Source organism: Paenibacillus ginsengihumi DSM 21568, assembly GCF_000380965.1.
GTDB lineage: Bacteria > Bacillota > Bacilli > Paenibacillales > NBRC-103111 > Paenibacillus_G > Paenibacillus_G ginsengihumi.
In genome coordinates, this window is record NZ_KB905609.1 from 1 (window position 1) to 14,138 (window position 14,138).

At 55.9% G+C, this 14,138-nt stretch carries 15 protein-coding genes and 4 tRNA genes; 16 read left to right on the forward strand and 3 right to left on the reverse strand.

The genetic code is table 11. The annotated features are described in order from the left end of the window. Window positions 1-113: 113 nt before the first annotated feature. Both cmpA and F591_RS0121960 read right to left on the reverse strand, forming a co-directional pair. On the reverse strand, window positions 114-257 hold the full coding sequence (cmpA, locus tag F591_RS30750; protein WP_019536767.1) for a cortex morphogenetic protein CmpA: 144 nt from the start codon (window positions 255-257) through the stop codon (window positions 114-116). Between the two features lie 81 nt (window positions 258-338). Beyond that, entirely contained in the window at window positions 339-695 is a 357-nt protein-coding gene (locus tag F591_RS0121960; RefSeq protein ID WP_019536768.1) for a hypothetical protein, read from the reverse strand. 117 nt (window positions 696-812) lie between these two features. Here F591_RS0121960 and F591_RS0121965 point away from each other — a divergent pair, with 117 nt between their 5' ends. The 10 genes from F591_RS0121965 (at window position 813) to F591_RS28755 (ending at window position 6,372) form a co-directional block, all read left to right on the forward strand. Then, window positions 813-1,289 carry a SprT family protein gene (locus tag F591_RS0121965; RefSeq protein ID WP_019536769.1) on the forward strand — a complete coding sequence of 159 codons (477 nt, stop codon included), beginning with the start codon at window positions 813-815 and terminating at the stop codon, window positions 1,287-1,289. A 17-nt stretch (window positions 1,290-1,306) separates the two neighbouring features. Continuing rightward, window positions 1,307-1,382, forward strand: a tRNA-Asn gene (locus F591_RS0121970). 9 nt (window positions 1,383-1,391) lie between these two features. Further along, window positions 1,392-1,479 (forward strand) — tRNA-Ser (locus tag F591_RS0121975). Window positions 1,480-1,992: 513 nt separating this feature from the next. Further along, a complete protein-coding gene (locus F591_RS0121980; protein WP_019536770.1) occupies window positions 1,993-2,211 on the forward strand; it encodes a DUF2905 domain-containing protein in 219 nt (72 codons plus the stop codon). A 129-nt stretch (window positions 2,212-2,340) separates the two neighbouring features. After that, the gene (locus F591_RS32110; protein ID WP_019536771.1) at window positions 2,341-2,517 is read left to right on the forward strand and encodes a hypothetical protein; all 177 of its coding nucleotides are present in this window, start codon (window positions 2,341-2,343) and stop codon (window positions 2,515-2,517) included. 435 nt (window positions 2,518-2,952) lie between these two features. Further along, a tRNA-Glu gene (locus F591_RS0121995) sits at window positions 2,953-3,024 on the forward strand. Between the two features lie 30 nt (window positions 3,025-3,054). After that, window positions 3,055-3,137: transfer RNA gene (locus F591_RS0122000), tRNA-Leu, on the forward strand. Between the two features lie 947 nt (window positions 3,138-4,084). Beyond that, complete coding sequence (locus tag F591_RS28750) at window positions 4,085-4,543, forward strand: glycerophosphodiester phosphodiesterase (RefSeq protein WP_281166722.1); 459 nt, start codon at window positions 4,085-4,087, stop codon at window positions 4,541-4,543. Next, window positions 4,512-4,826, forward strand: coding sequence for a glycerophosphodiester phosphodiesterase (locus tag F591_RS33340; RefSeq protein ID WP_281166723.1), 315 nt, complete (start codon window positions 4,512-4,514; stop codon window positions 4,824-4,826). Before F591_RS28750 ends, F591_RS33340 begins: the two co-directional genes overlap by 32 nt. Before the next feature lie 124 nt (window positions 4,827-4,950). After that, a complete protein-coding gene (locus tag F591_RS28755) occupies window positions 4,951-6,372 on the forward strand; it encodes an S-layer homology domain-containing protein (RefSeq protein ID WP_019536772.1) in 1,422 nt (473 codons plus the stop codon). Between the two features lie 99 nt (window positions 6,373-6,471). On the opposite strand, the gene F591_RS0122015 is transcribed toward F591_RS28755, so the two are convergent. After that, complete coding sequence (locus F591_RS0122015; protein WP_019536773.1) at window positions 6,472-6,900, reverse strand: DUF2621 family protein; 429 nt, start codon at window positions 6,898-6,900, stop codon at window positions 6,472-6,474. Window positions 6,901-7,085: 185 nt separating this feature from the next. Here F591_RS0122015 and F591_RS33665 point away from each other — a divergent pair, with 185 nt between their 5' ends. From F591_RS33665 to F591_RS0122045, 6 genes are all read left to right on the forward strand, one after another. Further along, a complete protein-coding gene (locus F591_RS33665) occupies window positions 7,086-7,178 on the forward strand; it encodes a putative holin-like toxin (RefSeq protein WP_019536774.1) in 93 nt (30 codons plus the stop codon). A 346-nt stretch (window positions 7,179-7,524) separates the two neighbouring features. Continuing rightward, a complete protein-coding gene (locus F591_RS0122025) occupies window positions 7,525-8,652 on the forward strand; it encodes a deoxyribonuclease IV (RefSeq protein WP_019536775.1) in 1,128 nt (375 codons plus the stop codon). A gap of 52 nt (window positions 8,653-8,704) precedes the next feature. Further along, entirely contained in the window at window positions 8,705-9,601 is an 897-nt protein-coding gene (gene purU / locus F591_RS0122030) for a formyltetrahydrofolate deformylase (RefSeq protein WP_019536776.1), read from the forward strand. Between the two features lie 305 nt (window positions 9,602-9,906). Then, entirely contained in the window at window positions 9,907-11,913 is a 2,007-nt protein-coding gene (tkt, locus tag F591_RS0122035; RefSeq protein ID WP_019536777.1) for a transketolase, read from the forward strand. Window positions 11,914-12,008: 95 nt separating this feature from the next. Beyond that, window positions 12,009-12,326 (forward strand): pyrimidine/purine nucleoside phosphorylase, encoded by a 318-nt coding sequence (gene ppnP / locus F591_RS0122040; protein ID WP_019536778.1) that lies wholly within the window; start codon window positions 12,009-12,011, stop codon window positions 12,324-12,326. A 368-nt stretch (window positions 12,327-12,694) separates the two neighbouring features. Continuing rightward, complete coding sequence (locus tag F591_RS0122045) at window positions 12,695-14,050, forward strand: glucose-6-phosphate isomerase (protein ID WP_019536779.1); 1,356 nt, start codon at window positions 12,695-12,697, stop codon at window positions 14,048-14,050. Window positions 14,051-14,138: the final 88 nt, after the last annotated feature.

The window sequence follows — 14,138 nt, forward strand, 5'->3', positions numbered from 1 at the left end:
GAAAATTTGGCGGTAGTCCGCCGACCAAAATTTCAACACCGCAGGTGACGACCGATGACGAAGTCTTAGCTCGTCATAGGCGTCTATCTTGAAAAATTCGACGAATTCATGACTTACGATTGGTGATTCGCGGCGTTGTCCCCATCCTGCCGTTTCCTTGTGCGGTAGAAGTACCAGCAGTCGTTCAGCAGACGGATTTGCCGACGGTTCTTGTTGTAAAAGGCGCGCATCAGCTGGTTGCAAAGCCACTGCGGCAATTCGATCAGCCCCTTCCCGTCATCCTGCTTCTTAAGAACAGTGTATGGGGCGTCGGTTTATTCGGTGCAGGTCCAGCGATATCAGGCGAGCTCTTCTTCTTCCTCGTACCATTGCTCGAGCTGCGCCTGCAGGGCGCGAATCTCGGTCAGCAGGGAGATAAGCGGATAGTTTCGTTCCTGGATGGCGACGAACGATTGCTCCAGCCGGCTCACGTAGTCCAGTCCGTTCTGCACCTCGTAGCCGGGTTGAACCAGTTCCAGGTTGTCGAATTCAGCGACCAGCACGGGAAGCGTGGGAATCTCGGCGGCGGTCAGCTTGTCCAGCTCCTTATGCAGACGGCGGTTGAGGGCAGTCAGTTGGTACATATGGGTGGCAGGCATCTCGACAAATTCGAGGCGGTCGTTCGCCTTAAGCAGCGCGTATCTCATCTTGGCCATAGCTTGCGGCTCCTCTCTGTTTTTCCGGTCAGGAATCATTTCTACTTGACAGTGTAGCCCAAGGTGCGGTTACAATTCAAGTGTAAATCCAGCGCACTGGAGGAGTGATTAAGGTTCATGGACGACCGGCAGCTGCAGCAGTGGGTGGAAGAAATCTCGCTTCAATCGTTCGGCAGGCCATTCCTGCATCAGGCGAGATTCAACCGCAGACTGCGCTCCACCGGGGGAAGATATTTTACCCGCACGCACGACATCGAGATCAGTTGGCACCAGTACGAGCAGTACGGGAAGCAGGATGTGGAGAAAATTATCAAGCACGAGCTGTGCCATTATCACCTTCATCTTACGAAGCGAGGATATCAGCACCGCGACGAAGACTTCAAGCGGCTGCTTCAGCATGTGGGAGGCACGAGATACTGCCGGGCGTTGCCCGATGCGCTTCGCCGGAAGGAGCCGTATCGCTACAAGCTCGTATGCCAGCACTGCGGCATGGAATACATGCGCAAGCGCAAGACCGATCCGCGCAAATACGCCTGCGGTCATTGCCGCGGCAGGTTGAAGTTGGTAGCTCTTGACTTGCAAATGAATTCATGATAAATTAAAAAAAGCTTTCCCCGATAGCTCAGTCGGTAGAGCACTCGACTGTTAATCGAGTTGTCACAGGTTCGAGTCCTGTTCGGGGAGCCAACTGATCTTGGAGAGATACCCAAGTGGCTCAAGGGGACCCTCTGCTAAGGGGTTAGACTGCGCAAGTGGTGCGAGGGTTCGAATCCCTCTCTCTCCGTATAAGACAAAGCCGCCGATAAGGCGGCTTTTGTGCGATATCGGATAGTTTGCGTTTTTTTCAGAGAGACGGCTATGACGAGCCATTCCTAACGTTTTCGGTCGTCAACCTTCGGTGTTGAAAATTTTCGGTGGCAAAATAGCGCTATCCAGCTGCGTTACATTTTAAAAAGACTGCGTTTCAGCTAAATAGCGTTCGTCACTAGCGTTCGAGAGGATAGGGGGAGCCTGTAAGCCTGCTTTTCGTTTTCGGCCAGCTTCATCGTGCCACGATGCCTCGTTTTTTGCTGTCCAAAGTGATGCTCTGCGGTTTAAGTTCTGATAACGGTGCCCGAACGTGAAACCGCTGGTGATTTTGCCCAAAGTCATAGTGCGGTTTTTTTAATGTCACAGTCTGGACCTTCTTAAGTCCGCCGGATTTGAACGGGAATGTATAACCGTCATCAAGAGATACAATGATAGTAGCAACGCATCGACGGAATAATGTTGATCGAAGGGGAAGGAGAGATCCTATATGTCCATGCCCAAGCTGCTGATCATGACCGGTGCGGTGTTAATCGTCATCGGTTTGCTCTGGTCCGTCGGCGGTCGGTTTCTGCATCTCGGCCGGCTGCCGGGCGATATTGTCGTGGAGAAGGAAAATTTTCGCTTCTATTTCCCTATTGTTACTTGCCTGGTGCTTAGCGTCGGCCTGTCGCTGGTTCTGTATCTCATTCGCTGGTTCATGAAATAAGCGCCTCGGATTTGGCGTGGGAAGGTCGTTCTTCTGCCGCGCGGCGATGAATGCGCTCGGCAGGCTAAGGGGACAATGGTAAGGAGCGCAAGCTTTCCAAACCACACGAACAAGGAGCGGCCGCTTAAGATGAGAATCGAGACGAATCAGTACGACATCGCCAGGCTGATGGACAGGCCGCAGGCTGTGCAAATCATACGCGAGGCGGAAGAGCGGATCGCCCGAGAAACGGGCAGTACCGTGACGCTGATTGCGTATTGCGAGACCGGAGGGCCCCGTAAGCCGCCCGCTGCCCCGACAGAATAAGCCTTCGCTTGGCAAAAACGGCAGCGTAGGAGGAAGAGATAGTCGATGACAGCCGCAGTGTAGGAGGAAAAGAGAGGCGATGACAGCCGCAGCGTTGGCGGAAGCGGGAGCCGATGACGGCAGATCCACGTCGGTCGCGCCGCCCGCTGTTGCTGTCCTGGTGTCTTTCACGATGGCGAGCTGGATATGTCTCCGGCATCGCAGCAAGACGAAGCGCATTTACAGGATGAGGGGCTCATCCGCAATACTTTGCTCCATTCGTCAGCAGATGCGAAGCAGGCTTTTTGGCGTCGCGTCGATTGCCCGGGAAATATCCCATAGCATGTCGAAAGCATGCCAGCAAAAGAATCGTCGTTTTGTTGCAACAAAAGGCTTGCCAACCTATGTCGAATCATATATAATAACTTCTGTCGCCGAGAGGCGAATCATTAACGAGGCCCGTTGGTCAAGGGGTTAAGACACCTCCCTTTCACGGAGGTAACAGGGGTTCGAATCCCCTACGGGTCATTGAAGCAGCTTGGCTGCTTCTCCCAATAAGCGGTTGTGGTGGAATGGCAGACACGCTATCTTGAGGGGGTAGTGGGCTTACGCCCGTGGAGGTTCGAGTCCTCTCAACCGCATTATATGCTTTGCTATAAACCCATTGGCGTTTCAATTCGTGAAGCGCTGGTGGGTTTTTTCAATGTTGTGCAAAGTTCAACTTAGCTAAAGCGGTTAAATGACTTGCTTCGCAAGCTTTCGATTGAGTGGTGAGCAGCCTTATTCCGTTTTTGGTTGCTGGCCCTTCAGCGTTTCTGACCGAATAGCGTTACTCCGTTTCGTTACATTTAACAGGCGACTTTTTACCAAATAGACGCCCATGCCGCTCGCGCAGCACCATCAGAAGATGAAAATGGGCCGCGGCGCCCCAAGCGCTATTTTCAAGATAGACGCCTATGACGAGCGCTTTCTTACGTCATCGGTCGTCACCTGCGGTGCCTGAAAATTGGCCGGATGATTCCGTCCAATTTTTCAAGATAGACGCCTATGACGAGAGCGGCGGGATACCGCCAAATAGAGCTTTTTTTAGAAGGATATTGTGATCCGGAAAGCCCGCCTTTTGCCAGTCAGCGGTTGATGTTGCCCAGGCCATGCTTCCGATGGGAGTTTTGTGAAAAAGCGCACTGCTGCATTAGAAGAGGTCAATGCGACTTTGACCAAGCAAGTCATTGAGCCGCTTTCTTACAATTACCGGAAAGTGAAGTTGATATTTACACAATTTTTACAATCCGTTAACCGTTTATGTATTGTTTCACCTCCCATTTCGAGCGATAATGATTGTTGGAATCAGCTCATTGGTCCGCGTCCCCCGCGGATAACTTAAACCGAATATCGGTTTATGGATGGAGACGACGAGAAAATCCGGATGCCGAATGAACGGCTGGCGATAACCCATAGTTAGCTTCAGGTACCGCTGAACTTGAAGAGTAGCTTTGGACTGGCATCGTCGGCAGCATTTGCGGCCTTCGGAAGCTTTGTCGTCTCATTTTTTTCTAAATGCGAGTTTGTTAGGGAGGTTAAATAAAAGATGGCGCAACAGAATGCGGCCAAGAAGCCGCTCGTGATCGGCCACCGGGGAGCGGCGGGCGAGGCGCCGGAGAATACGCTGGCGTCGTTCCGTCTGGCGCTGGAGCAGGGGGCGGACGCTGTGGAGCTGGACGTTCATATGTCGGCGGACGGGGAAATCATCGTCTGTCACGACGCGACAGTGAACCGGACGACCGACGGCCAGGGAGCGATCAGTACAATGTCGACCGCCGAACTCCGGCAGCTGGATGCGGGGCGGTGGTTTCACGAGCGGTTTGCCGGGGAGCGGCTGCCGCTGCTGGAGGAAGCGTTCCGGCTTGTGCCGGACAATATCATGATCCATGTCGAAATTAAATGTCCGTACAGCGTGAGACTTGAGGAGCGGCTGCTGGGGCTCCTTGCGCGAATACAGCCGGCTGGAGACGGCCGTGCTGTTGTCGTTCGGCCACCGGATTCTTAGGCAGTTGCAGGCGGCTGAGCCGAAGCTTCGCGTCGGCCTGCTGTACAGCGCCGACGTAGCTTTCCCGCACCGCAAGCTGGCTGAACTGTCCGGCATGAACGTATATTCGCTTCATCCGTCCTGGAGGCTGATCGGCCCGGAGGATGTGGCGGATTCCACGGCGCACGGCTTGCAGGTTTACGTATATACGGTGAACGACGAGCAGTCGCTGCTTGCCGCTTGGGAAGCCGGGGTCAGCGGCATCATCACCGATTACCCCGGCCGGCTGCGGGCGCTGCCCTGAGAGGGGAGCATAGGCGAAGCCGCTGCGGGTTCCGATAGCGCGAAGCTGGCGAATATTTGCCATAAGCTAACAATTTCTTTGTCTTCGGCCGATAAAATATTGAGAAGACAAGGAGGTCCGAGTGATGAAAAATGCGTTGATTCGTTGCTTGCGGATCATGACAATTGTGACGCTTTGCGCGGCGATCGCGCTGCCTGTGTCCGCGGCGGATGTTCGCCAGCAGTCGGTATTCGTCGATGTTCCGCCTGACAGGTATGGCTGGGCGATGGACGCCATTCATGCGATGGCCCGGCAGCAGGTGCTGACAGGCTATCCGGACGGCACATTCCTTCCGGAGCAGACCGTCAGCAAGGCGGAGTGGACGGCTATGGTTCACCGGCTTTTTAACAAATACCGGCCGAATCTGTATGCCAGCGGCGTGCAGAAGGTGACCGGTTTTGCCGACGTGCCCGAGCTGCATTGGGCTTACGGGCCGATCAGCGATATTTATAACGCTTCGTTCAGCATCGGGGGGTATGGCCTCGACCGCAACGGAGAGCTTGCCTTCCGGCCGGAGATGCAGATGAACCGGATGCAGCTGGCCATCATGCTCTATTCGTTTTTCGATAACCGCCTGATCGACCGCGGGCTGTCGGAGAAGGATGTGTGCGCGGTGGTCTCGTCGCTCAAGGATGTGCCGGTGAAATATTTCTCGGATTCATTCTCGTACGACGCGTTCGTCCAGTCGGACGGCCGTTACGAGTCGGGCACACTTATGAGCATGGAGACGAACGATCTGTATGCGATCGCGGCGATGGGCCAGGACGGCACGAACTGCACGCTGGGTGCGGACCCGCTGGCCAATGTCATGGCCAAATCGCTGGTGAGCCTGCAGACGGCCGGCATTATGACTCCGAACGAGGCCGGTTATTTTCGCCCCCTCGACCGCGTGACGCGGGCCGAAGCAGTAACGATCCTGCACCGTATCTACAATTACTTGAAGCGAAAACAATGGCTGTACGATTATACCTCCATCGATTTGGAAGCCGGTTACCAAATTGGAGGCGCCGGGCCGGGAGCGGTAAACAAGCCGTCTGACGGCAGCGGAGGCGGGTTCAAGAACAATCCGGGAAGCTCGCTGGCCGGTCCGGGAGCTTCGCTGCCCGGCCCGGGAGCGGATGATTGGGGCTATAACGGCGATGCAAGCCTCGGACTTGAGCCGATCGGGCCGAACGTCACCATCCAGGACTATTTTGACGAGAACGGCGTCATCGAGAAGGATCTGCAGACCGGCGAGATCCAGGCAGGGGTGGAAATCCGCGGAGAGAAATATTTGACGATCGATCTGAAGGCCGATGAGAAGGTGAATCTATACGTCATCCTGGACGGACAGATCGCGTACGTCACGCAGCGGGAGTTGCCAATGACGATTCCGGTCAGCAGCGTTTCCCTTGTCGGCTTCCGCACGCAATGGATGGAGCGGGACGCTTACAAGAAGGGCGAAATGAAAGCGACCTTAAGCGTGAAGCTGACGAATACGCCTCCGGCCAAAGGCAAGAAGAAGTAGGCGTCGCTGACGAACATTCCTTCGTAACCGGCCGTCACCTTCGACGGCTCGTCGGGAATGACAAAAATCCCCCTTTGCCTATGGCGAGGGGGATTCGCTTTATTGCAGCAAATGTTTGTATGCGCTGTAATCGATATTTTGCTTGTCAAGATATGATGTCAGGCTGCGGTAGTCGCGCCGGGGCGTGGCCAAGATGTAGCCCTCGATGCAGTGCTCCTTCGTAATCTGCTTGGCTCCGGCTTCCAGCGCGACCTGGCCGATCCGCGCCGCGATCGAATGCTTGGCAATGTCGCGGAACGCCTTCGGCACCGGGGCGACGAGCATATCGAGAAACGCCTTGGACTCCTCGGTCCACAGATGCCGGGAGCTGTCGACGTAATAATTTTGCCAATCCAGCTTCGATTTGCCGTCCGCTCGCGGCAGCACCTTGAAAAATTTGCGGAACATAAAATAGCCGCCGACCGACATGAAGAACAGCAGCACAAACACCCAGAAAAAAATGAACCACATAAACCAGGAGTTGTCCATGGAACGTGTCACCTCACCTACGATTATACCGTCAGCAGGCGCGAAAAAAAAGAAGCGGCCGACGAATCCGCTTCACCCTACGTTCAAGGAAAGATAATTGGAAGAACTTTATATTGACTGGTATAATCTTCTGGCACACATCGGTTAATAGGGCGGTCGACTAAATCTCCCCGGAAGGGGAGGTGATGCCTGTGGTCGAAGTACAAGATACGCTTATGTTGATGATCCAATTCGCAGCATTGGTGGTCCTGATACTTTCCTTCCACCAAAAGAAATAGACCGCCCACTCCTTTTCCCGGGGGATTGCGGTCTATCTCTTTTGACTGATACTCCGGGGTTAGCCGGCCGCCTTTCGAGCGGTGTTGTGCAAAAGGGATCGTGTTACCGCACGGTCCCTTTTCTCATTGTTATCTTACCATAAGCAGGTTATTCCTGGCAAACGTCAGATTGCAGGTCGATGTTGACATTTTACAATGCTTCCGACCGGGTGATGCGTTTCAACCGTTGATAACGAACAAAAAGCAATTCGTTCCATTTCGCCCCAGCCTGCCCCTTTTTCTAGATTTATTGGGGCAATCCTAGTAAAATAGGAGAAAGCGAATAGGAAAAGGAAGTGAGTCAATCGTGGTCAAAATCGGTTCGCACGTTTCGTTTTCGGATAAAGGGCTACTCAATGCGGCACAGGAGGCCGTATCCTACGGCTCCTCCACGTTTATGATATACACGGGGGCACCGCAGAATACCCGCCGCAAGCCGATCGAGAATCAATACATCGAAGAAGGCAAGGCGCTGATGGACAAGCACGGCATCGGCGAAATTATCGTGCACGCTCCGTATATTATCAATCTCGGCTCATACAAAGAAGACACGTACGAGCTGGCCGTTCGCTTCCTGCAGGAGGAGATTCGCCGCACGGCTTATATCGGCGTGAAGCAGATCGTGCTGCACCCCGGGGCTTATACCGACAAGGACGCGGAGTACGGGATTAACCGGATCGCTCAAGGCCTGAACGAGGTGCTGGCCGGAGTGAAGGATAACGACGTGTGCATCGCCCTGGAGACCATGGCCGGCAAAGGCACGGAAATCGGCCGGACCTTCGAAGAGCTGGCGCAAATTATCGAGAAGGTCGAAGACAACGACAGACTCACCGTATGCTTCGATACATGCCACGTGCACGATGCCGGATACGACATCATTAACGACCTGGACGGCGTGCTGGAGCAGTTCGACAAGACGGTCGGGCTGGGGCGGATCGCGGTCGTCCATCTGAACGACAGCAAAAATCCGCGCGGCGCCGCCAAGGACCGCCACGCCCCGGTAGGCTCGGGCTGGATCGGCTTCAAGGCGATGTACGACGTGGTGCACCACGAGAAGCTGACGCATCTTCCGTTCATTCTCGAGACGCCGTGGATCGGCAAGGATGACAGCACCCAGCGGCCGATGTACGAAGCGGAGATCGCGCTGCTCTCCGACAATGTAAAGGAACGTTTCGGAGACGAATTTGTGGCCGATATCGAGAAGCTCACCCATTTCTTCAAGGGACAAGGCGTGTCGAGCCGCGATTACGTGCTTGGCGTATGGGATGTGCTGAAGTCCGACCCGAAAGCGAAGAAAGCGGACGGCCGCGAGCCGATGGAGCGCCTCTACGATATGATCGTGGAAGGCGGCGTGTTCCCGGAGATGAGCGAGGAGCAAGTGAACCACCGATTGACCGCCTGGTTCGCGGGAGAGCATGTGCTGGCGACGGTATGAATGCCGCCGCAAGCGAATTTTTTTTGAACGCAATGAAGGAGTAGACGCAATCATGATGCCGAAAGCACCATCCAAGAATAAACGCGCCGAGCTGCGCAATCGCGCTCGCATGCTGGTGTCCTGCCCTGACCGGCCGGGCATCGTGGCGGCGGTGTCGCGATTTTTGCACGAGCACGGCGCCAACATCATTCAATCCGATCAATATACGATGGACCCGGAGGGCGGACTGTTCTTCATCCGCATCGAGTTCGATCTGCCGGAGCTGGAGAGCCGCCTGGCGCAGTTGTCGGCCGATTTCTCGCTGGTCGCCAGCGAATTCGAGATGGAGTGGAACATTAATCTCGCCAGCAGGAAGAAACGGCTCGCGCTGTTCGCTTCCAAAGAAGATCACTGTCTGCTGGAGCTGCTGTGGCAGTGGCAGTCGGGCGATCTGGACGCCGAGATTGTCATGGTCGTCGCCAACCACGATGATCTGAGAGGCGTTGTCGAGCCGCTCGGCATTCCGTACCATTATGTGCCGGTGACCCCGGACACGAAGGCGGAGGCGGAGCGCCGCCATCTGGAGCTGCTGCAGGCTGCCGGCGTCGATGTCGTCGTGCTGGCGCGGTACATGCAGATCATCTCGCCGCGTTTTATCGAGCACTACCCGAACCGGATTATTAACATTCATCATTCCTTCCTGCCGGCCTTCGTCGGAGGGAAGCCGTACCAGCAGGCTTACAACCGCGGCGTGAAAATCATCGGAGCCACGGCCCACTACGTGACAGAGGAGCTGGACGGCGGGCCGATCATCGAGCAGGACGTGCAGCGGGTCAGCCACCGCGACAATGTCGAGGATTTGAAGCGGATCGGCCGTTATATCGAACGGACCGTCCTGGCGCGGGCTATTCACTGGCACGTGGAAGACCGCGTCATCGTGCACCAGAACAAGACGGTCGTGTTTAATTGACAAACATTTCTCGGCATAAGCGGCGGGGGCAGACGGTGGACCGAATGCTCCCGCCGTTTCTTTTGGCAAGCTATGTTCATCCGCTGCAAGGAATGATGTGGCAAACCGCTCGAGAGAATGATACAATAGGCAAAAAGCAAAAAAAGTGACAGGCTTTCATGCACACGTGAACAGCTTGCGGCGCGGTGGCGTGCGGAACCGATGCCCGGCGCGTCTTTTCGCATGCTTGCCATCAAGCGAAGGCGAGGCGGCCATGCAGCCGCGGCGCTCCTGTCAGTCCAATCCATTACTTGTAGGAGGTACTTATGACGGTAACGAACAAGGCGATCGAACAATTGTCCGTGGATACGATCCGGACGCTAGCCATTGACGCAGTAGAGAAAGCGAAATCCGGCCACCCCGGCATGCCGATGGGCGCCGCTCCGATGGGGTACGAGCTGTTCGCCAAGCTGATGAAGCACAACCCGAACGAACCGGGCTGGATCAATCGCGACCGATTCGTGTTGTCCGCGGGCCACGGCTCGATGCTGCTGTACAGCCTGCTGCACCTGTGCGGCTACGATCTGCCGATGGACGAGCTCAAAAATTTCCGTCAATGGGGCAGCAAGACACCGGGTCACCCGGAAGTCGGCCATACTCCGGGCGTTGACGCAACGACGGGACCGCTCGGCCAAGGCTTCGGGATGGCAGTCGGCATGGCGATGGCGGAAGCTCATCTTGCGGCTGTGTACAACCGCGACCCGTTCAACATTATCGATCACTATACGTACGTCATTTGCGGCGACGGCGACCTGATGGAAGGCATCTCTTCGGAGTCCGCTTCCCTGGCGGGCCATCAGAAGCTCGGCAAGCTGATCGTTCTGTACGATTCGAACGATATCTCTCTGGACGGGGAGCTCAATCTGTCGTTCTCGGAAAATGTGAAAGAGCGCTTCGAAGGCTACGGCTGGCATTACCAGCGCGTCGAGGACGGCAACGACCTGAATGCAATCCATCAGGCAGTGCTGGCGGCGCAGGCCGACTACCGTCCGTCTCTGATCGAAGTGAAGACGATCATCGGCTACGGCAGCCCGAACAAAGCCGGCAAGGGCGGCCACGCTGGCCCTCACGGCTCCCCGCTTGGCGCGGAAGAAGTCGCCTTGACGAAGAAAGCCTACGGCTGGGATGACACGCAGCATTTCCATGTGCCGGACAGCGTTCGCGAGCATTTTGCCGCCGTGAAGGAGAAAGGCGTTAAAGCGTACGAAGCGTGGAAGCAGCAATTTGCCGAGTATGCCAAGGCGTATCCGGAGCTGGCGAAGCAGTTCGAGATCGCGGTAAGCGGCGAGCTGCCGGAAGGCTGGGACAAGGACGTGCCGTCCGGCGTCTCCGCGGAGAAAGGAACGCGGACCGCTTCGGGCATTGTGCTGAACGCGATCGCGAAGAACGTGCCGGCGCTGGTGGGCGGATCGGCCGACCTCGAATCGTCCACCATGACGCATATGAAAGATCTGGGCGTCATGCATCCGAAGGATTACAGCGGCCGCAACATTTATTTCGGCGTGCGCGAATTCGGCATGGGCGCAGCGGCCAACGGCATGCTGCTGCACGGCGGGCTGAAGGTGTACTGCGGAACGTTCTTCGTGTTCTCTGATTACCTCCGCCCGGCGATCCGCCTTGCGGCGATTATGGACGTGCCGGCCATCTACGTGTTTACGCACGACAGCATCGGCGTCGGCGAAGACGGCCCGACGCACGAGCCGATCGAGCAGCTGGCGGCGCTGCGCGTCATGCCGAACGTGACGGTCATCCGTCCGGCGGACGGCGACGAGACGGCGGCGGCGTGGAAATACGCCGTGTCGAACAAGCGCGGCCCGGTTGCGCTCGTGTTCTCCCGCCAGGCCGCTCCGAAGCTGGCCGGCACCGAGAACGGCGCCGTCGAGCGCGGCGCATACGTCCTGTCCGACGCCGCAAGCGGCCAGCCGGAAGCGATCATCATCGCGACGGGCACGGAAGTGCAGTACGCGGTTGCCGCTCAGCAGCAGCTTGCGGGCGAAGGCATCCAGGTGCGCGTCGTCAGCATGCCGAGCTGGGAGCTGTTCGATAAACAGCCGCAGAACTACAAGGATTCCGTGCTGCTGCCGCAGGTGAAAGCTCGCCTTGCTGTAGAGATGGGCGCAACCCACGGTTGGGAACGTTATGTCGGCGATCAGGGCGACGTACTCGGCATCGACCAATTCGGAGCTTCGGCACCGGGGCCGGTCGTTATTCGCGAGTACGGCTTCACGCCGGAGAACGTGGTCAGCCGCGTGAAGAAGCTGCTCGGCAAGTAATAAGCGGAGCCTGATGCGACAACATTGCCGCCCGGAAGAAGATGCTTCCGGGCGGTTTCATATCATGAGCGAGAGCGAAGGAGCGACCATCAACGATGTCCCAATTCAATCAGGTATCCGTTGTGACGAAAGCCAACATTTATTTTGACGGCAAAGTAACGAGCCGCACCGTGCTGTTTCCGGACGGCACGAAGAAGACGCTGGGCATCATGCTGCCGGGCCAGTACGAGTTCGGCACGGACGCCAAAGAGCTTATGGAGATTCAGGCCGGGGAGCTGAAGGTGCTGCTGCCGGGCGCTTCTGAATGGCTGCATATCTCCGGGGAAGGCAACTTCACGGTTCCGGCGAAGGCCAAATTCAAGCTGGACGTGCTGACCGTCACCGACTATATTTGTTCCTATATGGCGGAATAACGGTCCGCAGCCCCGCCGGCTAGAATGAGCCGTGCGAAGTTTTCAGCGAAGCTGAAGCATCCTTTCATCGCAAGAAAAACAACCGCTAAAAGTGGTCTGGCTACTGTGAATTGCGTCAATGGACGTTTTTCTTTTAGATGAAAGGATGAAAAAGTTTTCAGCGAAGCTGAAGCATCCTTTCATCGCAAGAAAAACAACCGCTAAAACGCGGTCGCTCATCCTTGAATGTACTTCGATGGACGTTTTTCTTATATCTAATATAAAAAACGCTTATATCGGCAGCCCTTGCTTTCCGGGTGGAAAATACGTATGCTATTGCTAAGCTATCATAGCAACCGTTGCATAGAGATGAAGGAGGAGCTTGCCGAATGAGCGATAAACTTCGTTTTGATTACAGTAAAGCGTTAGGCTTTGTGCAGCAGCATGAGGTCGATTATTTGGCCGAGCCTGTACGTTTGGCGCATGAGCAGCTGCATCAGAAGACGGCAGCGGGCAACGATTTTCTGGGTTGGATTGACCTTCCGGTCAATTACGACAAAGAGGAGTTTGCCCGCATTCAAGCTGCGGCGAAGCGAATTCAGGAAGATTCCGACGCGCTTGTCGTCATCGGTATCGGAGGCTCGTACCTGGGAGCCAGAGCGGCGATCGAGATGCTGTCCCACAGCTTCTATAACCTGCTGCCGAAGAGCGCCAGGAAGACGCCGGAAGTATATTTCGTCGGACAGAACATCAGTTCTACATATGTGGCGCACCTGCTCCAGCTGCTCGAAGGCAAGGACATCTCGGTGAATGTCATCTCCAAGTCGGGCACCACGACCGAGCCGGCTATCGCTTTCCGCATTTTCCGCGAGCTGCTGGAGAAGAAGTACGGCAAGGAAGGAGCGCGCAAGCGCATTTACGCGACGACCGACCGGGCCAGAGGAGCGCTCAAGAAGCTATCCGACGAAGAAGGCTACGAAACGTTCGTCATTCCGGACGACGTCGGCGGCCGTTATTCTGTGCTTACGGCGGTAGGCCTGCTGCCGATCGCGGTAGCCGGCATTGACATCGAAGAGATGATGCGCGGCGCGGCCGACGCTCGCGAAGCTTACAGCAATCCGAATCTGCACGAGAATGAGGCTTATCAATATGCGGCCGTGCGCAATGCGCTGTGTCGCAAAGGCAAGACGACGGAAATTCTCGTCAACTACGAGCCTTCCCTCCATTATGTATCGGAGTGGTGGAAGCAGCTCTTCGGCGAGAGCGAAGGCAAGGACAACAAGGGCATTTACCCGGCCTCCGTTGATTTCTCGACAGATCTGCATTCGATGGGGCAATTCATCCAGGAAGGGTCGCGCATCATGTTCGAGACCGTCCTCCAGGTCGATCGGGTGCCGGAGCAGATTACGATCGGGCACGACCCGCAGGATCTCGACGGACTGAACTTCCTGAGCGGTCAAACGATGGATTTTGTCAACAAAAAAGCATTCGAAGGAACGATGCTGGCCCATACGGACGGCGGCGTGCCCAATCTGATCGTGACGCTGCCCGACATGACGCCGTATACGTTCGGTTACATGGTCTATTTCTTCGAGAAAGCATGCGGCATCAGCGGTTATCTCCTGGGCGTAAATCCGTTCGATCAACCGGGGGTCGAGGCTTACAAGAAGAACATGTTCGCTCTGCTCGGCAAGCCGGGCTTCGAGAAAGAGAAGGCGGAGCTCGAGGCAAGGCTTTCCAAGTAATCGATTCGGACCAAGACGAATATAATCTAAAGCGGTTCACCTGCGGGTGGCTGCTTTTTTTGCAAAGCGAAGAGGACAACGATCGGGG